Below are 23932 nucleotides of genomic sequence, written 5' to 3'. Positions count from 1 at the left end.
TCCAGATACGGGCCGTCGCACTCGTCGTTTTCCGTGCTGGGCACCAGTCGTGCCGGGCGCCGCCCGATTGCTTCACTCGCGGCATGGACCTCAACACCGTGCTGGAGGTGCGAGACGCCCGGCAGCGCGTCCCCTGGCGCAGCGGCGACGCCTGGCTGGGCGGCGGCACCTACCTCTTCTCCGAGCCGCAGCCGCACATCCGGCGCCTGGTGGACCTCGGCCGGATGGGCTGGGAGCCGCTGCACCGGCTGCCCGACGGCTCGCTGGAGATCGCGGCGACCTGCACCATCGCCCAGCTCTCCCGTTTCGCGCGGACCTACGCCGCCCCCGCGGCACCGCTGTTCGAACAGTGCTGCCGCGCCTTCCTCGCCTCGTTCAAGATCTGGAACATGGCCACCGTCGGCGGCAACCTCTGCAACGGCCTGCCCGCCGGCCCGATGATCTCGCTGACCGCCGCACTCGACGGCACCGCCCTGCTCCAGGCCCAGGACGGCACCCGGCGCCACCTCAAGGTCGCCGACTTCATCACCGGCGCCGGACGCAAGGACCTCGCCGAGGGCGAACTCCTGCGCTCGGTCACCCTGCCCGCCCGGTCCCTGGTGTGCCGTACGGCCTTCCGCCAGGCGTCCCTCTACGGACTCGGCCGCTCCGGCGCGCTGGTCATCGGCACCCTCGACCCGCTCGACGGCTCGCTGGCCATGACGGTCACGGCCGCCACCGTACGGCCGTTCCGCCTGTGGTTCCCGGTCGCGCCGGACGCCGAAGAGCTGCGCGACACCCTCGAATGGACCATCGCGGACGGCGACTGGTTCGACGACATCCACGGACTGCCGGCCTGGCGCCGGCACATGACGCTGCGGCTCTGCGAGGAGATCCGCCGGGAACTGGGCCGGGAGGCCGGGCAATGAGCTTTGGCATACACGTCAACGACCGCTCCTTCGACGCCGTACCGCGCCCCGGCCAGTGCCTTCGCACCTATCTGCGCGACCGCGGCTGGTTCGGCGTCAAGAAGGGCTGCGACGCCGGTGACTGCGGCGCCTGCACCGTCCATGTCGACGGCGAACCGGTGCACAGCTGCCTGTATCCGGCCGTGCGCGCCGACGGCCGCCGGGTCACCACCGTCGAGGGCCTGGCCGGTGCCGACGGCGAACTCCACCCCGTCCAGCGCAAGTTCCTCGACGCCCAGGGCTTCCAGTGCGGCTTCTGCACGGCCGGATTCCTGATGACGACCGCGAAGCTGGACGAGGACCAGCTGGCCGATCTGCCGCGCGCCCTCAAGGGCAACCTGTGCCGCTGCACCGGCTACCGGGCCATCGAGGACGCGATACGCGGCGTCAAGAACGTCGAAGAACCGTCCCCGGGGCGGGCGGTCGGCCGCAACCTGGGCGCCCCGGCCGGACCCCAGGTGGTCACCGGCACCGCCCGCTACACCTTCGACATCGACGTCCCCGGCCTGCTCCACATGAAACTGCTGCGCTCCCCGCACCCCCATGCGCGGATCGTCGCGATCGACACCGCCGCCGCACTCCGCGTCCCCGGCGTGCACGCCGTCCTCACCCACCACGACGCCCCCGAGCGGCACTTCTCCTCGGCCCGGCACGAACACCCCACCGAGGACCCCGACGACACCCGGGTGCTGGACGACGTGGTCCGCTTCGTCGGCCAGCGGGTGGCGGCGGTGGTCGCCGACACCGAGGCCGCCGCCGAGGAGGGCTGCCGCCGGGTCGTCGTCACCTACGAGGAACTGCCGTACGTCCTCGACCCGGAGGAGGCGATGGGTCCGGGCGCCCCGGTGATCCATGCAAAGGAGGCCGAAGCGTCGCGTATCGCCCGGCCGCAGAACAACGTCGTCGGCGAGGTGCACGGCGAGATCGGCTGCGTGGCGGACGGTTTCGCGGCGGCCGACCTCGTCTACGAGGAGAGCTTCCGTACGCAGCGGGTGCAGCACGCGAGCCTGGAGACACACGGCTGCGTCGCGTACTTCGAGGACGGCGACGAGGGCGACGAGCGGCTCGTGGTCCGCTCCAGCACCCAGGTGCCGTTCCTGACCCGTCGCGCCCTGTGCGCGCTGTACGACCTGCCGCAGGAGAAGGTCCGGGTGGTCGCGGGCCGCGTCGGGGGCGGGTTCGGCGGCAAGCAGGAGATGCTCACCGAGGACATCGTCGTGCTGGCCGCGCTGCGGCTGAAGCGGCCGGTGAAGCTGGAGTTCACCCGCGCCGAGCAGTTCTTCGGCGCGACCACCCGGCATCCGTTCGGCATCCGGATCAAGGCGGGCGCCAGGAAGGACGGCACCCTCACCGCGCTCCAGCTCCGGGTCGTGTCCAACACCGGCGCCTACGGCAACCACGGCCCCGCCGTGATGTTCCACAGCGTGGGCGAGTCGATGGCCGTCTACCGCGCCCCGCACAAGAAGGTCGACGCCTACTCCGTCTACACCAACACCGTCCCCGCCGGGGCGTTTCGGGGCTACGGGCTGGGCCAGGTGACCTTCGCCGTGGAGTCGGCCATGGACGAGCTCGCCCGCCGTCTCGGCATCGATCCGCTGGTCTTCCGCGAGCGCAACATCATCGGCCCCGGGGAGCACATGATCAGCCCCGGTGGCGAGGAGGAGGACCTGCACATCGCCAGTTACGGCCTCGACCAGTGTCTGAAGGTCGTACGGGACGCGATCGCCGAGGACACCAGCGCCGACCAGGCGCCCGAGGGCTGGCTGGTCGGACAGGGCACCGCCATGTCGATGATCGCCACCGGCCCGCCCGGCGGCCATTTCGCCGATGCGACGGTGACGCTGCTGGAGGACGGCACCTACGACATCGCCGTCGGCACCGCCGAGTTCGGCAACGGGACGACCACCGTGCATAAGCAGATCACCGCGGGCGCGCTGGGCACCACGGTGGACCGGATCGCCATCCGGCAGTCCGACACCGATGTCGTACGGCATGACACCGGAGCATTCGGTTCGGCGGGCACGGTCGTCGCGGGCAAGGCCGTGATGAAGGCGGCCAACGGCCTCGCCGAGCGGATCCTGACCTTCGCCGCGGAACATGTCAGGGTGCCGCGCAGCCTGTGCCGGCTGACGGCGGACGCGGTGGAGTGCGAGGGGCGCCCGGTGTCGCTCAAGGAGCTGTACGAGGCCGCGCGCAGCCGGGGAGTGGAGATGTCGGCGGCCGGCCACTGGGGCGGGTCGCCCCGCTCGGTGGCCTTCAACGCCCAGTGGTTCCGGGTCGCGGTCGATCCCGGCACCGGGGAGATGAGGATCCTGCGCAGCGTGCACTCGGCCGATGCGGGCAGGGTCATGAACCCCATGCAGTGCCGCGGCCAGGTCGAGGGCGGCGTCGCCCAGGCGCTCGGCGCGACCCTCTTCGAGCAGGTCCTCATCGACGCGGGCGGCAAGGTCGTCACCCCCGCGTTCCGCCGCTACCGGCTGCCGGCCTACGCCGATGTCCCGCGGACCGAGGTGCACTTCATGCACACCTCCGATGCGATCGGCCCGCTGGGCGCCAAGTCCATGAGCGAGAGCCCGTTCAATCCGGTGGCGCCCGCCTTCGCCAATGCGCTGCGCGATGCCACCGGGGTGCGCTTCACGGAGGTCCCGCTGCTGCGCGACAAGGTGTGGCTGGCCCTGGAGGAGCACCGGGCGGGCGGGGCGGTGGCGGGCGGATCGGCCGGCGCGCACCCGTCGCGGGAAGGGTCGGTGTGAGCAGGTACGTCGGTGCGAGCCCGTACGGCGGTGTGGGGCTGGACACCGGTATGAGCCCGCAGGCCGGTGCCGCCCGTGCCCCGGCGCGCATGGCCGGAATACAACCCGGACATGCCGCCCGGATGGGCCACTCTCCCTCTCACCCGCGAGGTGAATCCGCACATTTCCCTGGTATTCGTGGTTCAGCGGCGGATCGACGGGGCATCACAGGAGGCAGTCGCCACGCGAACAGCCTCGAGGGGGACTCGAATGAGCCGACTCAGCCCGCCGCCGCCCCGCCCCGTCTCCGTACCCGCCGGTCTTCGGCGCCTGGTGATCCGCGGCCAGCTGCGCCAGCCGCTCGCGCTGACCGTCGCGGATCTGCGGGAGCGCTGGGCGCAGCGGCGGGCCGAGGTGGTCTTCGACTGCGCCGCCAACGGGCCGCAGCACCACACCTTCGAGGGGCCGCTGCTGCGGGAGGTCATCGATGCGGCGGGCCCGGCCTTCGACGCCCGCCGCCGCAAGGACCGTTCCCGCTTCCTGCTGTCCGTCACCGGCGGCGACGGACACCACGCGGTGCTCTCCTGGGCGGAGCTGGACGCGGACTTCGGCGATTCGCCGATCCTGCTGGCCACCGCGCTGGACGGGCGCGCGCTGGACGAGGCGGGCAGTCAGCTGGTGGTGCCCTCGGACCGCTGCGGGGCGCGGTACATCAGCGCGATCACCGGGATCTGGGTTGGCGCCTGCGCGGTGCCGGGGACGTGCGCCGTGATGGACAGAACCTAGGCCCCCGGCCGGGCAGAAGGGTTCGGTGGGGCGGGCCTTCGAGGCGCCGTGGTCAGGCGGTGGCGAGGGAGATCTCGGTGGACTTGATCAGCGCGGTGACCGGCGAGCCGGCGGTCAGTTCCAGATCGTTGACCGCGTCCTTGGTGATCGCCGCGGTCAGCTCACCGCCCGCGACGCTGACCTTCACCCCGGCCATCGCCCCGCCGGTGGAGACGCCCTGCACGGTGCCGGGGATCTGGTTGCGGATGCTCAGCCCCTCGACCGCGCCGGTGGCGAGAGCGACCTCGGTGGACTTGATCAGCGTTCGGACCGCCGTACCCGCCGCGATCCCCAGGTCCTTGGCGGCCTCCAGGGTGATCGCGGCGGTGATGTCCTGTCCGCCGTCGAGGCGGACCTTGACCGTCGCCATGACCTCGCCGGTGGTGACGGAGGTGACGGTGCCGGGAATCTGGTTGCGAATGCTCAAGCTCATGAGGGGCGCCTCTACGGAAGAGTGGGATGTCGGGTATTTCCGTTATGCCACTTTCCTTTGCGCTCTATCCGCGCGCCCCGCAGGCGTCGGGGCATGTAGTGCAGGTACGGGTGGCCGAAAAGACATCCTTGGCTCTTCCTCCAATGAGCCTTGCGGATGCTATATGCATTCGCCAAAAGAATTGCAAATGCCAGCCAATTCTGCCTATCTTGTCGCACATGCAGTCCTACACAATCGGCCAGGCGGCGCGATTGCTGGGCGTCAGCCCGGACACCGCCCGACGCTGGGCGGACGCCGGCAAGGTCGCCACCCATCGCGACGACAGCGGGCGCCGCCTGATCGACGGCCGGGACCTGGCCGCGTTCTCCATCGAGGTCGCACAGAACGGCACCGGTGAGGACGACGCCTCCTACACCTCGGCCCGCAACGCCTTCCCGGGCATCGTCACGGCCGTCAAGCTCGGCGATGTGGCCGCCCAGGTCGAAATCCAGGCGGGGCCGCACCGCCTGGTGTCCCTGCTGACCCGGGAAGCGGTCGAGGAGCTGGGGCTGGAGGTCGGCATGCAGGCCACCGCCCGCGTGAAGTCCACCAGCGTGCACATCGACCGCACCTGAACGCGACGGCCCGCTCCCACGGCGCCGCGCACCGGCCGACATCGGCCCGCCGGACCGCGTTGCCTCATGCACCCGGACCGCGTTGACACAGCGCACCACCCACTCGAACCGCACCTACCGTCCCCAGCGGTCGGCTGCTTCACCGCAGCGGCGTCGCCCGTCCACGGCGCGGCTGGTCACCATCCGCTCGGACGGCGTTCGCCGCCCGCGTCACAAGGAGTCCCGCCCATGTCCCGAGTCGTCACCCGGCGCCGTACAGCCGCCGCTCTCGTCACCGCCGCCCTCCTCGTCCCGCTCGCCGCCTGCGGCAACGACACCGGGAAGAAGGACAGCGCGGAGAAGTCGGGCGACAGCGTCCCGAAGGCCGACCTCACCGTGCTGGCCGCCTCGTCGCTGACCGACGTCTTCAACAAGGCCAAGGCGGTCTACGAGAAGGAACACCCCGGCACCAAGGTCACGTTCTCCTTCGCCGGCTCGCAGGAACTGGCCGCCCAGGTCAGGGAGGGCACCCCCGCCGACGCCCTGGTCACCGCCGACACCAAGACCATGGACGGGCTGAAGGCGGACGCCGCCAATCCGACCGTCATCGCCAAGAACCGCCTGGTCATCGCCACCGGCCACGGCAACCCCAAGAAGATCACCGGCCTCAAGAGCCTCACGGACAGCAAGCTGAAGGTCGTCCTGGCCGCCCCCGAGGTGCCCGTCGGCCGCTACAGCAAGAAGGTCCTGGACGCCCAGAAGCTGACGGTCAAGCCGGTCTCGCAGGAGGCCAACGTCCGCGCCGTGCTCAGCAAGGTGGAGCTCGGCGAGGCCGACGCCGGCATCGTCTACAAGACCGACGCCGAGACCGCGCAGAAGAAGATCGACGCCGTCGACATCCCCGATGCGCAGAACGCCGTCGCCTCCTACCCGGCCGCGACGCTGAAGTACTCCGAGCACGCCAAGGCCGCGGCCGCGTTCGTGAAGTGGCTCAGCAGCCCCGAGGCGCAGAAGATCCTGCAGGACGCGGGCTTCATGAAGCCGTAACTGCACCTTGTGGCGCCGCAGGGGTCCGTCCGGCTCGGGGGAGCGGACGGCCCCCTGCGGCGCCCTCGCCGTTACCCGGCCCCGGCCACCGGCCCGCCCGAACGTTTCCGCCGCGACCCCTGGACCCGCGATGACACCCCCGCTGGACCCGCGATGACCCGTCTGCGCACGCTGCCCCGGCCGAAGGCGGCACCCCGGGCGGCCCGGCCCCGCACCCCCGGCACCCGCGCCCCCCTGGCGCTGGGCGTGCCCGCGCTGCTGGCCATCGCGTTCCTGCTGATGCCGCTGTGCGGCATCCTCGCCCGCACCACCTGGGGCGACATCGGCGACCACCTGTCGAGCCCCGGCGTCACCGAAGCGCTGCGGCTCTCGCTGCTGGTCTCCTTCTGGGCGCTGGGCCTCTCCCTCCTCCTGGGGGTGCCGCTGGCCTGGCTGCTGGCGCGGGTCAGCTTCCCGGGCAAGGCGCTGGTGCGTTCGCTGGTCCTGCTGCCGATGGTGCTGCCGCCGACCGTCGGCGGTGTCGCGCTCCTTCTCGGCTTCGGCCGCCGCGGCCTGCTCGGCCCCTGGCTGGAGGACACCTTCGGCCTCACCCTGCCCTTCCACACCTCCGGCGCCGTGGTCGCGGCCACCTTCGTCGCGATGCCGTTCCTGGTCATCAGCCTGGAGGGCACCCTGGCCGGCCTGCGCCCTCGTTACGAGGAGACGGCGGCCTCCCTCGGGGCTTCCCCGGTACGGGTCTTCTGCACCGTCACCCTCCCCCTGGTCGCCCCCGGCCTGGCCGCCGGCGCCGCGCTGACCTGGGCCCGCGCGCTCGGCGAATTCGGCGCCACCATCACCTTCGCCGGCAATCTGCCCGGCACCACCCAGACCCTCCCCCTGGAGGTCTATCTGCTGCTCCAGGACTCCCCGGAGGCCGCCACCTCGGTCTCCCTGCTGTTGCTGGTCATCGCCATGGCCGTCCTGGTGGCGCTGCGCGGCCGCTGGACCGGCAGCACGGCCGACCGTACGGCCCGCACCCGCTCCGTACGCCTCGCCGACACCACCGACGCCGACACCTTCCCCGACGCCGACACCGCCGGCCTCGCTGCCCCCGACGCCGCCCCGTCCGCCGTCCCCGCCGCGCCCCCTGCCGCCGAGAGCCGCTGGCCGCTGCGCGCCGAGGTCACCGGCTTCACCGAGCTGACCCTGGACGCCGGGCCGGGCACCACCCTGGCCGTCGTCGGCCCCAACGGCGCGGGCAAGACCACCCTGCTGCGCGCCCTCCTCGGCCTCACCCCCCGCGCCCACGCCGCGCTCCGCCTCGGCGACACCGATGTCAGCGCGCTGCCCCCGCACCGGCGCGGCGTCGCCTGGGTCCCGCAGGACGGCGCGCTCTTCCCGCATCTGAGCGCCCTGACCAACACCGCATACGGACTGCGCGCCCACGGCACCCCGCGCGCCGAGGCCCGCCGCACCGCCCAGCAGTGGCTCGACCGGCTCGGCGTCGGCCACCTCGCGCACCGCAAACCCGCCCAGCTCTCCGGCGGACAGGCCCAACGCGTCGCCCTGGCACGGGCGTTGGCCGCCCGCCCCCGGCTGCTGCTGCTCGACGAACCGCTCGCCGCTCTGGACCAGACCACCCGCGCCCATGTCCGGCACACCCTGCGCCGCCATCTCGCGGGCTTCGGCGGCGTCTGCCTGATCGTCACCCACGACCCCGTCGAAGCGGTCTCGCTGGCCGACCGGGTGCTCGTCCTCGACGGGGGCCGCGCCCTCCAGGACGCGCCGCCCGCCGAGGTGACCCGCCACCCTCGCTCGCCCTGGGTCGCCCGGATGCTGGGCCGCAACGCCTGGCCCGGCACCACCACCGACGACGGGCTCGGGCTCGACGGCGGAGGGCAGCTCATCGCCGCGGACCGCCTGCCCGACGGCACCCGGGCGCTGGCGATCATCGCCCCCGAGGCGGTCTCCGTCCACCTCGACCGGCCCGCGGGCAGCCCCCGTAACGTCTGGCCCGGCACCGTCCGCGAGATCACCTCCGCCGGCAGCCGACTGCGCATTCTGGTGACCTCGCCCAAGGCCCCCGACCTGGTGGCCGAGGTGACCCCGCAGGCCGCGCTGGAGCTCGGCCTGGCGGACGGCGCCGCCGTCTGGACCAGCGTCAAGGCGACCGAGGTCACGCTCGTCGGCCTGTAGCCGGACCGGTGGGCAGCCTTGCGGACGGACCCGCGGACCCGTGGACGGGCGACCGCGGAGCCGTCCGTGACCGGCCGTCAGTGCTCCGCGGCCGCCGGCTCCAGCACGATCACCGGGATCTGCCGCTCGGTCTTCGTCTGGTAGTCGGCGTAATCGGGGAACGCCTCGACCGCGCGGCCCCACCACAGGGCCTTCTCCTCCCCGGTGACCTCACGGGCCGTCATATCCCGGCGCACCGGGCCGTCCTGGAGCTCGACCCGCGGGTCGGCGAGCACATTGCGGTACCAGAGGGGGTGCTCGGGAGCGCCGCCCACGGAGGCCACCACGGCGTAGGTGCCGTCGCGCTCGACCCGCATCAGCGGGCTCTTGCGGATCTTCCCGCTCCGGGCGCCCCGGGTCGTGAGGATCACCACCGGCAGGCCCCTTAACGTCGTCCCCTCCGTGCCGCCGGAGCTCTCGTACAGCGCAACCTGATCGCGCACCCACTGCGCCGGGCTCGCCGCGTACTCACCCTGAAGAGGCATACCGTCGTCCGTCCCCTCGTGACAGTTCTGACGTCCACTCAACGACCGCCGTGCACACAGCGTTCCCGCGCCGCGCCGCTCGGCCGCGTGGTTCACCCCGACGCGCGGGCGGGCCGGGAGCCGCAGCCCCCGGCTCGCCCGCACCGGTGCACAGCCCGGTTCAGGACACCGGTTCCGCCGTCCGCTCGCGGCTGCGGCGGTGCGCCTCGGCCCAGTTCGTCAGCGCCGTTCCGCAGGCATGGTCGAGATGGCGCAGACCGCTGAGATCGAGGGCGACCTCGCGGTCCCGGGGGAGCGCCTCGAGCTGGTCGAGGAGCTTGGGCAGCCGCAGGAAGGTGGCGTTGCCCAGCGCGCGTACGCGCACCGGCCCGTCGCCGTCCGGGGCGTCGATCTCGAGATGGACGTGCGAGGTCTCCCAGGCCGTCTTGGCCACGGCCATCAGCAGCCCGATGAGGACCCCTTCGAACATATTGACCGTGACGATGGCGATCGCGGTGGCCAGCAGCACAACCGCCTCGCCGCGGTGTTCGCGCCACAGCGGCCGCAGTTCGCGCAGCGGGATCAGCTTCCAGCCCGCGTGGACGAGGACGCCGGCCAGCGCGGTCACCGGCACGACGCCCAGCGCCGCGGGGAAGGCCGCCGCGAAGAGCAGCAGCCAAGCGCCGTGCAGCACCCGCGACGCCTTGGTCCGGGCGCCCGCCTGGACGTTGGCGGCGCTGCGTACGATCACCGCGGTCATCGGCAGCGCGCCGAGCGCCCCGCAGACCGCGTTGCCCGCGCCCTGGGCCATCAGTTCCTTGTCGTAGTCGGTGCGCGGCCCGGTGTGCAGCCGGTCCACCGCCGCCGCGCTGAACAGCGATTCCGCCGACGCGATCAGGGTGAACGCCAAAACCGTGCCCAGGACGCCGATATCGGCGAGCCGGCCCAGGTCGGCGAGGCCGGGCGGCTGGATCGCCGACAGCAGTCCGCTGACCCGCACCCGGGCCACCGGCAGGTCCAGCACCGCCACCGCCGTGGTGGCCAGGGCCACCGCGGCCAGCGGGGCCGGCAGGATCTTCGCGGCGGGCCGCCAGCGGGGCCACAGCACCAGGACGGCGATGGTGGCGGCACCGGTGGCGAGGGCGGTCAGCGCGGTCCCGGATCCCGCGGTGGCGGTGACCAGGCCGGGCAGCCCGCCGAGGTTGGCGAGGCCGCCGCCCGGGGCCTTGGCGTCCATGAGGGCGTAGATCTGTCCGGCGATCAGGACCAGGCCGATGCCGGCGAGCATGCCCTGGACCACGGCGACCGAGATGGCCCTGAACCATCGCCCGAGCCGGAGCGCGCCCATGGCCAGCTGGAGCACACCGGCCGCCAGCACCAGGGCGCCCAGCGCCCCGAGGCCGTATTCCTTGACGGCTTCGAAGACCAGCACGGTCAGTCCGGCGGCCGGCCCGCTGACCTGGAGACTGCTGCCGGGCAGCAGTCCGGTGAGCAAGCCGCCGACGATCCCGGTGACCAGCCCCAGTTCGGCCGGTACGCCGGAGGCGACCGCCACCCCGACGCACAGCGGGACGGCGACCAGGAAGACGACGAGGGAGGCGGCGAAGTCCGCCCGGAAGACGGCGAGTCGTGGGTTCTTCATCAGGTACGCACCCGCCTTCACAGCGGGAGGAACAGGTCGGAGGCCGGCTGGTGTGCGGCCACCAGCCCGGTGTGCACCTCGTAGAACCAGCCGTGCAGCGTCACCTCGCCGGCGGCCAGCCGCTCCTGCACACACGGGTAGCGGCGCAACCGGCCGAGCTGTTCGCGCACATGCTGCTGCACCGCGGCGGCGACCGTCGGCTCCTCGTCCTTCGGCAGCGCGTCGGACAGCTGCCGGTCGAGCCAGTCCCGTACGGCGGGGACGCCGGTCAGATCCTCGCCGCGGATCTTCGCGCCGACCGCGCCGCAGTGCGAATGACCGCAGACGACGACGTCGGCGACGCCCAGGACCCGCAGGGCGTACTCGATGGTGGCGGCCTCCGCGCTCGGCGCGGTGCCTTCCCGGTACTCGGGGACGGCATTGCCCGCCGTACGGAGTTCGAAGAGCTCACCGGGCCGCGCGCCGGTGATCAGGGACGGCACGACCCGCGAGTCGGAGCAGGTGATGAACAGGGCGAGCGGGGACTGCCCGGCGGCGAGCCGGCCATAGGACTCCCGCTCCTCACGCCGTTCGGCGATCCGGGCCGTGCGGCCGCGGGCATGCTGGATGAAGGTCTCCATAAGGAGGTCTCCTGCTGTGAGGCCACCGTGGGGTGGCGCGAATGTGTGGTGCGCGAGCGGTGGGGACGGCCACCGGGGCACCCTCAGCAGCGGAAGACGCAGTGCAGTACGGGGAGTTCGAGCGGTCCGGACGAGGCGGCGGCCCGCGCCGTTCCACCGTCCGGCGCCGGCCCGGTCACGACGGTGGGCGCGGACGTCGGATCGGTGCGGCAGGGGGGAAGCGGCCGCCCGCTGTGCTGCGGAACGCCGACCGCGGTCCGCGCGGCGCGCCAGGGCCCGCCGTGCTCGTCCTCGATGCCGTCGCAGTCCCCGCCGGTGTCCTCGTCGGAGTCGGCGACCGCTGCCGCCTTGGCGGACTCGGCGCCCACGGCGGCCGGGGGTGCGGGGACGGCCATGGCGGGTGCGGTGGCCGTGCCGGCCAGGACGAAGGCGAGTGCGGCGACGAAGGCGGCGAGGGGTACCCGGCTCATCCGCCACAGATGCCGTAGGCGGCGCAGGCGGCGAAGGACGAGAGCGAGCACGCCGGTGGTGCCGGGTATGCCGCTTCCGTTCCTCATGATCCCCCCCGTACGTGCCCTGTGCCGTGTGTTCTGTGTCCCGAGTTCGCCGTACGCCCCCACCTTGCACCCGTCAGGTTTCCTCCGTGAAAACGGGAAATGACGTGATGTTTCGCTTCGTTGCCACCACGGGGCCTTTGTGCTGGTGAGGGCGCGCCTCCCGGGGATTTGAAAGTAAAAGAATCGCCAAGTGAATGTCAATCAAGAGTAACGTTCCGCCGAGGGACGGTTTTCGCAACGCGAGGGCATCTGCCCCGGTATCCGCCCGTTGCGCCGCCCGGCGGCCACCGATCGGATGACCCGCACCGCGGGTCCGGTGCTCCGCCCCGGCTTCTGCGCAACGATCACGGCCGACGGCTCATCGGTACCAGCTCAGGGGAGTCTGCCGTGCGCATCCTGCTCATCGCCGGCGCGTTCAACAGCCTCACACAGCGCGTCCACGCCGAACTCCGCGACGCCGGGCACCAGGTGGCCGTGGAACTGGTCACCCGCTGCACACCGCTCCTTGCGGCCGTGCGCAGCCACGCCCCGGACCTCGTCATCGCGCCGATGCTCACCACGGCCGTGCCGCGGGAGGTGTGGTCCGCCTACACCTGCCTGATCGTGCACCCCGGCCCCGTGGGCGACCGCGGGCCGTCCTCCGTGGACTGGGCGGTGCACCTGGGCGCGGACCGCTGGGGCGTCACCGTGCTCCAGGCCAACGACGAGATGGACGCGGGCGATGTGTGGGCCGCCGCCGAGTGCCCCGTCCCCGAGGTCGGCAAGAGCGACCTCTACCGGGGGGAGATCGCCGATGCGGCGATGGCGGCGGTCCACACCGCCGTCGCGCGCTTCGCCTCCGGCACCTACCGCCCGCGGCCCCAGCACCTGCTCCCCGCCGCCGAACGGCCCGGCCGCGCCCGGCCGCCGCTGCGCCAGGACGACCGCCGGATCGACTGGCGCAGCGCTCCGACTGCGACGGTCCTGCGCACCCTGCGCGCCGCCGACTCCCGGCCCGGCGTCCGCGACGAACTCCTCGGCGCGACCTGGTTCCTGCACGGCGGCCACCCTGAGGACACCCTGAAGGGCGAGCCGGGCGACATCGTCGCCACCCGGTGCGGCGCGATCTGCCGGGCGACCGTCGACGGTGCGGTGTGGATCCCCGAACTGCGCCCGCCGCGCACCCCGGACGGGCCCGGCACCGTCAAACTGCCCGCGGCCCTGGCGCTGGGCGACCGGCTGCCGCCCGTACCCGAGATCCCCGCGCCGCTGGAGGCGGACGACGGCACCGCCGCCGGGCGCACCTGGGCCGACATCCGCTACCACGAGGACGGCGCGGTCGGGTTTCTGCGCTTCTCCTTCCCCGGGGGCGCGATGTCCACCGACCACTGCCGCCGGCTGCTGGCCGCCTACCGCCACGCCTGCTCCCGGCCGACGTCCGTGCTGGTCCTCGGCGGCCGCCGGGACTTCTTCTCCAACGGCATCCACCTCAACGTCATCGAGGCCGCCGCGGACCCCGCCGAGGAGTCCTGGGCCAACATCAACGCCATGGACGACCTCGTCCACGCCGTGCTGACCACCACCGACCGGCTGGTGGTCGCGGCGCTGGGCGGCAATGCGGCGGCGGGCGGGGTGATGCTGGCGCTGGCGGCCGACGAGGTCTGGTGCCGCGCGGGCGCGGTGCTCAATCCGCACTACCGGCTGATGGGGCTGTACGGATCCGAGTACTGGACCTACACCCTGCCCGGCCGCGTGGGCCCGGAGGCCGCCGCGGAGCTGATGGACCGGGCGCTGCCGGTCGCGGCCGCAGCCGCTCAGCGGTGCGGGCTGGTGGACCGGATCGTCGACTGCGCCCCGCAGGACTTCACCGCTCGGACCGCTCGGCTCGCCGCCCGGCTGGCCGCGTCGTCCGCCTGCCAGCCGCGGATCGCCGCGAAGAAGGCCACCCGGGAACGGGATGAGGCCGAGCGGCCGCTCGCCGCCTACCGGGCGGACGAACTGGCCCGGATGCACACCCAGTTCTACGGCCGGGACCGGTCGTACCACGTGCTGCGGCGCGCCTTCGTCCGCAAGGAGCCCGTGACGGCACGGCCGACGGCCGGATGACCTCGTGCCCCGGCCCCTGCACCGGCGTACGGGGGGCGCCGGTGCAGGGGTGTACGGGGCCGAAGGACGACCGTGCCGGGTGCGGGAACCGGCCGGGTGCGGGATACGGGACGGTTCAGGGGGCCGGCAGGTACTTGTAGCCGATGCCGAAGACGGTGCTGATGGAGTCGCGACAGCCCGGGCCCAGGCGGCGGCGCAGGCGGGCGATGTGGACGTCAACGGTGCGGGCGCTGGAGCGGCAGGTGGGCCACAGGGCGTCCATCAGCTGCTGTCGGGTGAAGGCGCGCTGGGGGTGCAGCACCAGGTGGGCGAGCAGGTCGAATTCCAGCCGTGGCAGGTCGAGTTGGCGTCCCTCGATGTATACGGTGCGGGCAGCGGTGTCGATCCGTATCGGGTCCGGGGTCGGCTCCGGGGCCGGTGCCGGCGTCTTCGCCGTGGTGGGGCGGGGTGGCTCGCCGCACGGCGGGGCCAGGATGATGTGCACCTCGTCCGGTAGCCGGTGGACCGATACCGGTTCGAGGTCGTGCAGGGTCAGCTGCCACTTGCCGTCGGGAAGCCGGTCGACTGCCAGCGGAGGCCCGTCGTCGGGCGCGGCGTCGGCCGGCAGGCCGAACTCCGACTCTGGTCGCAAGACAAGGGTCGTCGAGGAGTTCATAAACATGATCTGGGCCCATTCCTCTTGCAAAGCAGGCGTGTACGGACAGAGACATGGCGGTGCTCGACGTTCGGTGTGCAACGGCACTACGGGACGAGCGCGGCGCGCCCCCGGTGCGGTCGACGGGGCTTTTCGCTCCGTTCGTACCGGAAGCGTGCACGCCCAGTCCCGTGGCCCGGCCGTGACATGGTGCAAAGCCGCGGCTCAGGTTCAGTCGAACGCTACATGTGATCGCATGCTTCCGGAAAGTAGCGTCCGCTAATCGCAGTTGGTCTTTGGACGTTTTCCCGCTGACCTGGCGCAGCGTCAGATACTCGCCGGTTAGCCTGAGGAGGCGACATCTCGCTGTACGGAGGGTGGCGGCGCCCCAAACGCCGCAGGAACGTGCCGGGAAGGTGTCCGGCGCGGGTCCGGCATGCGGGGAAACCGGCGAACGCGGGGGCGGAGGGTGGCCGAAAGAGCGCGCTGCCCCGCCGCGTACGTGGAGGCGAGCAATGTGCCGGGTGGCTGGAAATCGCCTTCGAATTGGCCGACATTTACGAATAGTTGAGGGATGAACGGGGCGGAAAACGCGTCATGATCGGCTCATCGCCGCCCTCCTGGCGCGATGCCGGCGCACCGCATCGCGATTGGCGCAGGCGGGGGAGCAGTACCGCTGCCGCCCGGCGCGGCTGAAGTCGGCATAGGCCCGGCGGCAGTCGGCGAGCGCACAGCGGCCCAGCCGGTGCATGCCCAGAGAGGTCAGATGCAGTGCGGTGCCGACGCTCGCCACCGCGCACAGCACGCCGGCCGGCGTCCGGTCATCATCGCGATAGTGAATGTGCCAGATGCCGCCCCCGTGGTCGGTCAGCCGGGGATGCTCGGCGAACTCCGCGAGCAGCTCATTGAGCAGAGCCGCCCGGCGGGCGTCCGTAGCGGCGTCCACCACCTCGGCCCAGCGCGCCAGGAACGCCAGCACCTCGGTCAGATCCGTGTCCGTCACCGGGTCCTCCAGGAGCATGCCGCCCGCCCGGCAGCGTTCGGCCAGCTCCTCGGCGCAGGTCGGAGGCGTGTTCGTGAGGTCGATCACAAAGCGGACGAGGTCACGCCCGTAAGGGTTCAGCTGCATAAGAGCATTACAGCAGGGTGAGCCGCATGAACTCACCTCTGCCCGACCGGAATTCGGCCGACCGCGGCAGGTGGCTGCCCCTCGTCGCCACCTGCCTCGGCACTTTCCTCCTGCTCGTTTACGCCACGATCGTGACGGTGGCGCTGCCGCGCATCGCCGGTGACCTCCACGCGGACTTCGGCGCCCTGCAATGGATCGTCGACGTCTACACCCTCGCCCTGGCCGGACTGCTGCTCGGCATGGGCTCGCTCGGCGACACCCTCGGTCGCAAACGGCTCTACCTCCTCGGGCTCGCCGTCTTCACCCTGGCCACCCTCGCCTGCGGAACGGCCCCCAGCGCCCCGCTGCTGATCGCCGCCCGCGCCGCCCAGGGCATCGCCGGCGCCGCGATGTTCGCCACCCTGCTGCCGCTGATCGGCCTCACCTACAGCGGACGCGACCGGGCCCGCGCCTTCGCCGTCTGGGGCGCGGTCGCGGGGGCCGCCGCGGGCGTCGGCAACGTCGCGGGCGGGATGCTCACCCAATTCCTGTCCTGGCGCTGGCTCTTCCACGGCGCGGTCCCGCTGTGCCTGGCGACCCTGCTGCTGTCCTGGAAGGTGCTGGCCGCCGACGCCCGTACCCCGGCCCGCGTCGACTGGCCGGGGATCGCCGCCTTCACCGTGGCCGCGACCGGCGTCACCTTCGGCTTCGTCCGCGGCGGCGAGCGGGGCTGGGGCGATCCCGGCACGCTTGTGGGCTTCGCCGTCGGCGCCGCGGCGCTGCTCGTCCTCGTCCTCGTCGAACGGGCCTCGGCGCACCCCATGCTCCCCCTCGCCCTGTTCCGCACCCCCGCCTTCAACGGACTGCTGACCGCCTCCGGCACCTACTATCCGGCCGCCTTCGGCTTCCTGCCGGTGCTCTCCCTCTGGCTCCAGCACCACGCCGGCCTCGGCGCGTTCGCCACCTCGCTCGTCCTGACCGCCCAGCCGCTGGCCTTCTTCGTCACCTCCGCGCTGGCCGGCAGCGCCCTGCACCGGGTCCCCGCCCGGTGGGCCATCGCGGGCGGCTGCCTCCTGGTGGGCATCGGCGATCTGACCCTGCTCGGCGCACAAACCGGCCCGTCCTGGCCGGTGTTACTCCCCGGCCTCGTCCTCACCGGCGCCGGCGCGGGGCTGGTCTCGCCCGTACTGCCGGCCACGGCCATGGCCGCGGCGCCCCCGGCCCACAGCGGTGTCGCCGCCGCGGCGGCCAACGGCGCCCGCCAGCTCGGCCTCGCCCTCGGGATCGCCCTGCTGGGCACCGCCTACGCCGCCGCCGGCCTGTCCGCGGTCTTCCTGCTGGCGGGCGCCCTCGCGCTGCTCGGCGCGCTGTTGACCGTCCTGCTCGGGCGCCCCCGCCGCCCGGCGGAGCCGCTCCGCACCGCGATACGGCACCGGGCGCCCGCGACAGGGCAGGATGTCCGTTGTTGACGACGTGATTCCTTACGCGATCCAGGCATCGACCCAAGGAGGACGCATGACCGAAACCCAGCGTGCCGAGGAACGGCCCACGCCCATCGGACCGCCGCCGCCGTTCGACCCCGAACTGGCCCTCGCCCTGGAGGCCATAGGCCAGGACCTGACGCCCTCCATCCGGCCCGAGATGATCCCCGACCTGCGCAACTCGCCCATGAGAGCGGTGCCTTCCGACGAGCAGCTCTCCCTCGACGGCGCCTTCGCGGTGGAGCACCGCACCGTCCCGGGGCCGCCGGGTGCGCCCGAGATTCCGCTGGTGATCCTGCGACCGGTGGGGGCGAAGGGACCGACGCCCGCCCTCTACGCGCTCCACGGCGGCGGCATGATCGTCGGGGATCACCGCAGCGGCGCCCTGGGCTTCTCGGAGGTCGCGCGGCAGTTGGGCGCGACCCTGGTCTCGGTCGGATACCGGCTCGCCCCGGAGAATCCGCACCCGGCACCGGTGGAGGACTGCTACGCCGGTCTGCTCTGGACCGCCGCGCACGCCGCCGACCTCGGTGTCGACCCCGGACGCATCGTCGTCGCGGGCGTCAGCGCCGGTGGCGGACTCGCCGCGGCCGTGGCGCTGATGGCCCGCGACCGCGGGGGCCCGGAGTTCGCCGGGCAGCTGCTGCTGTGCCCCATGCTCGACGACCGCAACGACACCCCCTCCAGCCACCAGATGGCGGGCCTCGGCGTCTGGGACCGTACGGCCAACGACACCGGCTGGACGGCGCTGCTCGGAGCGGCGCGCGGCGGCCCGGACGTCTCGCCCTACGCCGCGCCCGCCCGCGCCGAGGACCTGTCGGGGCTGCCGCCGGCGTTCATCGACGTCGGCTCGGCCGAGACCTTCCGGGACGAGGTCATCGACTACGCCTCGCGCCTGTGGCAGGCGGGCGGCCGGGCCGAACTCCACGTCTGGCCGGGCGGCTTCCACGGCTTCACGGGGATGGCCCCCAAGTCCGCGCTCTCCCGGGAAGCGGCGGTCGCGCCGCTGAACTGGCTGCGCCGGCTCCTGGCGCACTGACCCTGCGCCGCGCCTGCCCCCGCCCCCGCCGGGACGGGGGCAGGCGCCCGTTCCGGCGGGCGTTCCTCAGACCCCCACCACCCCGTCGATCCCCTCGCGCAGGAAGTCCGCATGGCCGTTGTGCCGGGCGTACTCGTGGATCATGTGGAGCATCACCGCCCGCAGCGAGACATGCTCCCCCCACCGCGGCTGATAACCCGTCACCTCCAGGGATTCCGCGGCCCGTTCGATGCGCCGGGCGTGCTCGATCTCGGTCCGCCAGGCGCCGAACGCCTCCTCGGGGTCGGCCGCGGCCGCGTCGTACGCCACCTGGAAGTCGCCCTCGGGCGACCACACCAGCCCGATGTCCTCCGCGGCGATCACCCGCCGGAACCAGGTGCGCTCCACCTCCGCCATATGCCGCACCAGCCCCAGCAGCGAGAGCCCGGACGGCGGCATCGAGCGGCGCCGCAGCTGTCCGGTGTCCAGGCCGTCGGTCTTCAGGGCGAGCGTCGCCCGGTGGAAGTCGAGGCTCGCCCGGAGTGACTCGCGTTCCCCCGCGCGCACCGGTGGGCCTATGCGTTCAATGGTCATCGCGTCACAGTAGCCGCACCGCACGGCCCGTACGGGGCCGACGGCAAACCCGGCTCCCGCGCAGCGCTCGGCCGCGCGAGGTCCGGGTTTCCGTGATCATCGGGACGTCACGGCAGATACCGCTCGATGGCGGCAGGTCCCTTCTCGTCGATCAGCCGCTGGGCCCACTCCAGGCTCTCGGGCGTCGGCTCCCGCCCGGAAGCCTTGACCAGGTCCTCCGCATCGAAGGGCCGCTCGCCACCCGTGTACAGCTCCACCGGCCGGGGCGCGGCCGACTTCTGGCTCCCGTTGCTCGTCACAGGTCCTCCTTGTCCCGCGCCCGCCGAATCCCAGGGCGGTCGCTTGCCTCCATCATCGGCCCACCCGCCGACACCCGCACGGCGTACCGCCGGCGCATGCCCACGGGCCCTATCCGACCGGGCGCGGCGTCCCCGGATAGTCCGGCGGAAACGCCTGCTCGGTCCAGATCGTCTTCCCGTACGGCGTGTACCGCGTCCCCCAGCGTTGCACCAGCTGCGCGACGATGAACAGCCCCCGGCCGCCCTCGTCGTCGCTCGCGGCGTGCCGCAGATGGGGCGAGGTGTGGCCGGTGTCGGAGACCTCCGTGAGCAGGGTCAGATCGCGCAGCAGCCGCAGATGCAGCGGCCCGGACGCATGCCGTACGCCATTGGTGACCAGTTCGCTGACCACCAGCTCGGTGGCGTACGACAGCTCCTCCAGGCCCCACGCCCGCAGCTGCCCGGTGGCCAGCTCGCGGGCCCGGCCCACCGCCGCCGGCTCGGCCGGCAGCTCCCAGGCGGCGACCTGCCGGGCATCCAGCTCGCGGGTGCGCACCAGCAGCAGCGCCGAGTCGTCGGCCGCGGTCCCGGCGGGCAGCAGCTCGGCCACCGCGCGGTCGCACAGCTCCTCCAGCGGTCTGCCGTTCTCGCCCAGCACCCGCCCCAGGGTCCGCAGCCCCGCCTCGATGTCCCGCTCGCGCCCCTCGACCAGCCCGTCGGTGAACAGCGCCAGCAGACTGCCCACCGGCAGCTCGATCTCCAGCGACTCGAACGGCAGGCCGCCCAGCCCCAGCGGCGGGCCCGCCGGCAGATCGGGGAACGACAGCCGGCCCTCGGGGTCGACGACGGCCGGCGGCAAATGCCCGGCCCGCGCCATGGTGCAGTGCCGCGAGACCGGGTCGTAGATGGCGTACAGGCAGGTCACCCCGGTGGCCACGTCCTCGCCGGCCTCGGCGCCCGGGGTGCCGGTGCGTTCCCCCGCCGGCTGCCCGACCAGGTCGTCCAGCCGGCTCAGCAGCTCGTCCGGGGACAGATCCAGCCGGGCCAGGGCCCGTACCGTCGTCCGCATCCGGCCCATCGTGGCCGCCGCCTGGAGACCGTGGCCCACCACGTCCCCGACCACCAGCCCCACCCGGGTGCCGGACAGGCCGATGACATCGAACCAGTCGCCGCCGACCCCGGCGGTGTTGTCGCTGGGCAGATAGCGGTGGGCCAGGTCGACGGCGGACTGCGGGGCCACATGCTGCGGCAGCAGCGTGCGCTGGAGGGTCAGCGCGGCGGCGTGCTCGCGGGTGTAGCGGCGGGCGTTGTCGAGACAGACCGCGGTCCGGGTGACCAGCTCGTCGGCCAGCTCGACCTCGCCGCTGTCGAAGACGGAGGGGTGCCTGCCGCGCACGAAGGTGACCAGCCCGAGCGGGGTGCCGCCGGCCCGCAACGGCACGACCATGGTGCTCTCCACCCGTACGATCCCGCCCGACGACAGACTGCGGTACTGCGGAGAGCCCGGCGGATAGACGACCCGGTGCGCACCGCCCGTCGTCTCCGTGCCCCCGTTCTCCCCGGCCGACCGCTCCGCCACCCGCACCAGGGTCGGCAGCCCCACCCCGTGCTCGGGCTCCTCGCCCTCCAGGACCGACTGCACCAGATCGACGGTCACGGTGGCGGCGAACTTCGGCACCGCCACCTCGGCGATCTCCCGGGCCGTGACGGTCATATCGAGCGTGGTGCCCAGCCGTGCGCCCGCGTCCACCAGGAGGTTCAGCCGCCGCTGCGCCTGATAGCGGCCCGTGATGTCGAAGGCGTCCTCGCACACCCCCAGCACCCGGCCGTCGGCGTCGTGCAGCCGGTAGTAGGAGCACGACCACACGTGCTCGCTCCCCGGATCGGTGGGCAGCTGCCCCACGAAGTGCAGATCGACGATCGGCTCACCGGTGTCCAGGACCTGCGCCATCACCGCCTGGGTGCTGCGCGGATACCCCTCGGTGACGAACTCGCCCCGCGGATAGAGATCATCGGCCTGTTTGCCGATGAATTCCCGCAGCGGCAGCCCGATCTCCCGCCCGTAAGTGGCGTTGAACCAGGTCAGCCGCAGATCCGTGTCGTAGATGGCCAGGCCCACCGGCGACTGGGTGGCCAGCCCGTGCCGCATGGCCTGCTGCGACTCCCACGCCCGCAACCCGTCCAGCTCGGCCGCCACCAGGACCCGGGCGGGCGCGTCGGTGCGGCCTCCGGTGTCGGCCAGCGGGCAGATCGAGGTCGCCACCGACAGCAGCCGCCCGTCGCGGTGCCGCGCCGTACGCGAGACGCTGCCCGGCGTCTGCACCGGCGGCGATTGCCCCGGCCTACCGGTGCCCAGATGCGGCAGCAGGGTCTCCAGGGGACGCCCCACGATCTCCTGTGCCCGGTATCCGAGCAGCCGCTCGGCCGCCGGGCTCCAGCCGATGACCAGGTTGCGGGCGTCGAGCACCGCGGTGGCCGCCCTGGTGACGTCGAGGGGACCACGGAAGTCGGCGCTCTCCACCGCATTCCATGCGTTCATGGCATCAACCCAGCCCGGTTAAGTACCTACAGCATCGATCCTGATCAAAAGCGGCACAACCGCTCCCTCCATGCCCGGCGTGGCACCCCGCGGCGTGGTGGGCCGGGGCCGTTGGTGGTTGCGCCGGGCGGGGGAGGCCGCGGTCGCCGCTCCCGGCGCTCGCTGGCACAGTGGGAAAGGGCGGTGAGTACGAGGAGGCAGATCTTCATGTCCCCCCTGAAGCCCGTCGTCCCCCGCCGCGGCGCGCCGTGCTGGGTCAGCCTGCTGGCCCGCGACCTGAAGACGGCGCAGGAGTTCTACTCCGCGGTGCTCGGCTGGACCTTCCGGCCGGCCAGTCTGGGCGACGAGTTCTCGGTCGCGATGTCCGACGGGGAGCCGGTCGCCGGGATCGGCGCGCTGGCCCAGAACTTCCAGGTCGCGGTGGCCTGGACCTCGTACTTCGCGGTGGCCGACGCCGACGACACCGCGGCCCGTATCCGCGAGCGCGGCGCGACCGTCGCCGTCGGTCCGCTCAAACTCGGCCCCGGCCGCGCCGCCCTGGCCGCCGACCGCGACGGCGCCACCTTCGGCTTCTGGGAGGGCAAGACCCTGTCCTGGTCGGTCGGCCACGGCCGCGCACCGGCCTGCCTGGAACTGCGTACCCGCGACGCCTTCGAGGCCGCCATTTTCTACGCGGAGGTCTTCGACTGGGCCACCCCGGACGGCTGCGACGTCACCTACGAGCACGAGCAGGTGATCGTCAGCGACGGCACCCACACCGTCGCCACCCTGCGCGGCGGCGCCGTCGAGGCCGCCCCGGACCCGCGGGTGCGCCCCCGGTGGCACGTCTACTTCCCGGTGCGCGACATCGAGGCGGTCACCGCCGCCGCGGTCGCCGCGGGCGGCACCGTCACCCCCATCACCCAGAGCCCCGAGGGCACCGGAGTCCAGTCCGTCATACGCGACCCCGACGGCGGTCTGTTCACCGTCTCGGCGCCCTGACCCCCGGCCCCCGGAAGGCTCTGGCCAAGGGATACGCGCCCACCGCGGGCCCGCCCCGGAGCACCGCAAGCAAGGGTCTATCGTGGCGTCATGTCCGCCCCAGAGCCGCTCCGTTCCCCCGAGCTGATCCGCATCGTCTCCCGTGACTCGCCCATGGCCCTGGCCCAGGTGGAGCGGGTCCGCGCCGAGTTGCGTGCGCTGCACCCCGCCATCGCCACCGAGGTCGTCCCGGTCAAGACCACCGGCGACCGGTGGATGGGCGCCCTCTCGCAGGTCGAGGGGAAGGGCGCGTTCACCAAGGAGGTCGACGCCGCCCTCCTGGCCGGCGAGGCGGACCTGGCCGTGCACTGCGTCAAGGACATCCCCGGTGACCGGCCGTTGCCCGCCGGCACGGTCTTCGCGGCCTTCCTCAAGCGCGACGACGTCCGCGACGCGCTGATCCACCCCGGCGGACTCACCCTCGACGAACTTCCCGCCGGGACCCGCATCGGCACCTCCTCGGTACGGCGCATCGCCCAGCTCGCCGCCTCCCATCCGCAGCTGACCTGCGTCCCGATGCGCGGCAACGCCAACCGCCGGATGGCGAAGCTGGCCGCGGGCGAGGCCGACGCGCTGCTGCTGGCGGTCTCCGGGCTGGAGCGCATCGGCCGTACGGACGTGATCACTCAGATCCTGTCCACCGACGAGATGTGCCCGCCGATCGGCGCGGGCGTTCTGGCCCTCCAGTGCCGCGAGGACGACACCGCCACCATCGATGCGGTCAGCGGCCTCGGCGACCCCGCGGCCTTCCGCGAGACCACCGCCGAGCGGATGCTGCTGCACGTCCTCCAGGGCCACTGCAACAGCCCGATCGCCGGCCTGGCGACCACCGATCGGTGCGGCGAACTGTCGCTGCGCGCCTGTGTGTTCACCCCGGACGGCAAGACGGTCCTCAACGCCCATGAATGGGCCGGACCGCTCACCCCCGAGACGCTCGGCACGTCGGTGGCGGTGGCCCTGCTGCGGCAGGGGGCCCGGGAGCTGATCGACGGGATCGCGCACTGACGGAAGACCGAGGGAAGGGGGCGAGGGCCCCGCGCCGGGTACGGTGCGGGGCCCTCGCCGTGGTGGGGATCAAGTGGGGTGCGTGCGTTGCCGGTT

The 23932-nt window shown here is 72.9% G+C and carries 21 protein-coding genes; 11 read left to right on the top strand and 10 right to left on the bottom strand.

Translation table 11 applies throughout. From position 1 onward, the window contains the following. The first annotated feature begins 83 nt into the window (after nucleotides 1-83). From B1H19_RS07285 to B1H19_RS07275, 3 genes are all read left to right on the top strand, one after another. On the top strand, nucleotides 84-908 hold the full coding sequence (locus B1H19_RS07285; RefSeq protein ID WP_083103800.1) for an FAD binding domain-containing protein: 825 nt from the start codon (nucleotides 84-86) through the stop codon (nucleotides 906-908). Further along, nucleotides 905-3700 carry a molybdopterin-dependent oxidoreductase gene (locus B1H19_RS07280; protein ID WP_083103799.1) on the top strand — a complete coding sequence of 932 codons (2796 nt, stop codon included), beginning with the start codon at nucleotides 905-907 and terminating at the stop codon, nucleotides 3698-3700. Before B1H19_RS07285 ends, B1H19_RS07280 begins: the two co-directional genes overlap by 4 nt. 249 nt (nucleotides 3701-3949) lie before the next feature. After that, nucleotides 3950-4465 (top strand): molybdopterin-dependent oxidoreductase, encoded by a 516-nt coding sequence (locus B1H19_RS07275; RefSeq protein ID WP_083103798.1) that lies wholly within the window; start codon nucleotides 3950-3952, stop codon nucleotides 4463-4465. A gap of 52 nt (nucleotides 4466-4517) precedes the next feature. Here B1H19_RS07275 and B1H19_RS07270 read toward each other — a convergent pair whose 3' ends face one another. Next, complete coding sequence (locus tag B1H19_RS07270) at nucleotides 4518-4937, bottom strand: TOBE domain-containing protein (RefSeq protein ID WP_083103797.1); 420 nt, start codon at nucleotides 4935-4937, stop codon at nucleotides 4518-4520. 218 nt (nucleotides 4938-5155) lie between these two features. Here B1H19_RS07270 and B1H19_RS07265 point away from each other — a divergent pair, with 218 nt between their 5' ends. The 3 genes from B1H19_RS07265 to B1H19_RS07255 all read left to right on the top strand — a co-directional run bounded on the left by B1H19_RS07265 (nucleotide 5156) and on the right by B1H19_RS07255 (nucleotide 8752). Further along, nucleotides 5156-5551: a TOBE domain-containing protein gene (locus B1H19_RS07265; RefSeq protein WP_083109474.1), complete on the top strand. Its 396-nt coding sequence runs from the start codon at nucleotides 5156-5158 to the stop codon at nucleotides 5549-5551. Between the two features lie 228 nt (nucleotides 5552-5779). Then, nucleotides 5780-6577, top strand: a complete 798-nt coding sequence (gene modA, locus B1H19_RS07260) for a molybdate ABC transporter substrate-binding protein (RefSeq protein WP_083103796.1) — start codon at nucleotides 5780-5782, stop codon at nucleotides 6575-6577. A 153-nt stretch (nucleotides 6578-6730) separates the two neighbouring features. Continuing rightward, nucleotides 6731-8752: an ABC transporter permease gene (locus B1H19_RS07255; protein WP_083103795.1), complete on the top strand. Its 2022-nt coding sequence runs from the start codon at nucleotides 6731-6733 to the stop codon at nucleotides 8750-8752. A gap of 77 nt (nucleotides 8753-8829) precedes the next feature. Here the strand turns inward: B1H19_RS07255 and B1H19_RS07250 are convergent, their stop codons facing one another. From B1H19_RS07250 to B1H19_RS07235, 4 genes are all read right to left on the bottom strand, one after another. Beyond that, nucleotides 8830-9276: a nitroreductase family deazaflavin-dependent oxidoreductase gene (locus tag B1H19_RS07250; protein WP_083103794.1), complete on the bottom strand. Its 447-nt coding sequence runs from the start codon at nucleotides 9274-9276 to the stop codon at nucleotides 8830-8832. A gap of 160 nt (nucleotides 9277-9436) precedes the next feature. Next, nucleotides 9437-10897 carry a SulP family inorganic anion transporter gene (locus B1H19_RS07245; protein ID WP_083109473.1) on the bottom strand — a complete coding sequence of 487 codons (1461 nt, stop codon included), beginning with the start codon at nucleotides 10895-10897 and terminating at the stop codon, nucleotides 9437-9439. A gap of 17 nt (nucleotides 10898-10914) precedes the next feature. Further along, complete coding sequence (locus tag B1H19_RS07240) at nucleotides 10915-11517, bottom strand: carbonic anhydrase (RefSeq protein ID WP_083103793.1); 603 nt, start codon at nucleotides 11515-11517, stop codon at nucleotides 10915-10917. A gap of 83 nt (nucleotides 11518-11600) precedes the next feature. Then, nucleotides 11601-12074: a hypothetical protein gene (locus B1H19_RS07235; protein WP_159028026.1), complete on the bottom strand. Its 474-nt coding sequence runs from the start codon at nucleotides 12072-12074 to the stop codon at nucleotides 11601-11603. 387 nt (nucleotides 12075-12461) lie between these two features. Here B1H19_RS07235 and B1H19_RS07230 point away from each other — a divergent pair, with 387 nt between their 5' ends. Continuing rightward, the gene (locus B1H19_RS07230; protein WP_083103791.1) at nucleotides 12462-14159 is read left to right on the top strand and encodes a hydrogenase maturation protein; all 1698 of its coding nucleotides are present in this window, start codon (nucleotides 12462-12464) and stop codon (nucleotides 14157-14159) included. A gap of 115 nt (nucleotides 14160-14274) precedes the next feature. Here the strand turns inward: B1H19_RS07230 and B1H19_RS07225 are convergent, their stop codons facing one another. After that, nucleotides 14275-14790 (bottom strand): winged helix-turn-helix domain-containing protein, encoded by a 516-nt coding sequence (locus B1H19_RS07225; RefSeq protein WP_237289196.1) that lies wholly within the window; start codon nucleotides 14788-14790, stop codon nucleotides 14275-14277. Nucleotides 14791-15388: 598 nt separating this feature from the next. Continuing rightward, the gene (locus B1H19_RS07220; protein WP_083103789.1) at nucleotides 15389-15922 is read right to left on the bottom strand and encodes a CGNR zinc finger domain-containing protein; all 534 of its coding nucleotides are present in this window, start codon (nucleotides 15920-15922) and stop codon (nucleotides 15389-15391) included. 26 nt (nucleotides 15923-15948) lie between these two features. On the opposite strand from B1H19_RS07220, the gene B1H19_RS07215 reads away from it, so the two are divergent. Further along, a complete protein-coding gene (locus B1H19_RS07215; RefSeq protein WP_083103788.1) occupies nucleotides 15949-17370 on the top strand; it encodes an MFS transporter in 1422 nt (473 codons plus the stop codon). A 46-nt stretch (nucleotides 17371-17416) separates the two neighbouring features. Then, nucleotides 17417-18421 carry an alpha/beta hydrolase gene (locus B1H19_RS07210; protein WP_083103787.1) on the top strand — a complete coding sequence of 335 codons (1005 nt, stop codon included), beginning with the start codon at nucleotides 17417-17419 and terminating at the stop codon, nucleotides 18419-18421. 66 nt (nucleotides 18422-18487) lie between these two features. Here the strand turns inward: B1H19_RS07210 and B1H19_RS07205 are convergent, their stop codons facing one another. From B1H19_RS07205 to B1H19_RS07195, 3 genes are all read right to left on the bottom strand, one after another. Beyond that, complete coding sequence (locus B1H19_RS07205; protein WP_083103786.1) at nucleotides 18488-18994, bottom strand: DinB family protein; 507 nt, start codon at nucleotides 18992-18994, stop codon at nucleotides 18488-18490. Nucleotides 18995-19101: 107 nt separating this feature from the next. Continuing rightward, complete coding sequence (locus tag B1H19_RS07200; protein ID WP_083103785.1) at nucleotides 19102-19293, bottom strand: hypothetical protein; 192 nt, start codon at nucleotides 19291-19293, stop codon at nucleotides 19102-19104. 109 nt (nucleotides 19294-19402) lie between these two features. Then, the gene (locus B1H19_RS07195) at nucleotides 19403-21811 is read right to left on the bottom strand and encodes a SpoIIE family protein phosphatase (protein WP_083103784.1); all 2409 of its coding nucleotides are present in this window, start codon (nucleotides 21809-21811) and stop codon (nucleotides 19403-19405) included. A gap of 207 nt (nucleotides 21812-22018) precedes the next feature. Here B1H19_RS07195 and B1H19_RS07190 point away from each other — a divergent pair, with 207 nt between their 5' ends. Then, entirely contained in the window at nucleotides 22019-22792 is a 774-nt protein-coding gene (locus tag B1H19_RS07190) for a VOC family protein (RefSeq protein WP_083103783.1), read from the top strand. A gap of 90 nt (nucleotides 22793-22882) precedes the next feature. Further along, on the top strand, nucleotides 22883-23836 hold the full coding sequence (hemC, locus tag B1H19_RS07185; protein ID WP_083103782.1) for a hydroxymethylbilane synthase: 954 nt from the start codon (nucleotides 22883-22885) through the stop codon (nucleotides 23834-23836). Nucleotides 23837-23932 lie beyond the last annotated feature (96 nt).

It is taken from the genome of Streptomyces gilvosporeus, from assembly GCF_002082195.1.
Lineage (GTDB): Bacteria > Actinomycetota > Actinomycetes > Streptomycetales > Streptomycetaceae > Streptomyces > Streptomyces gilvosporeus.
The sequence above is the reverse complement of the archived record's forward strand: the minus strand, read 5'-3'. Positions and strand labels throughout refer to the sequence as shown.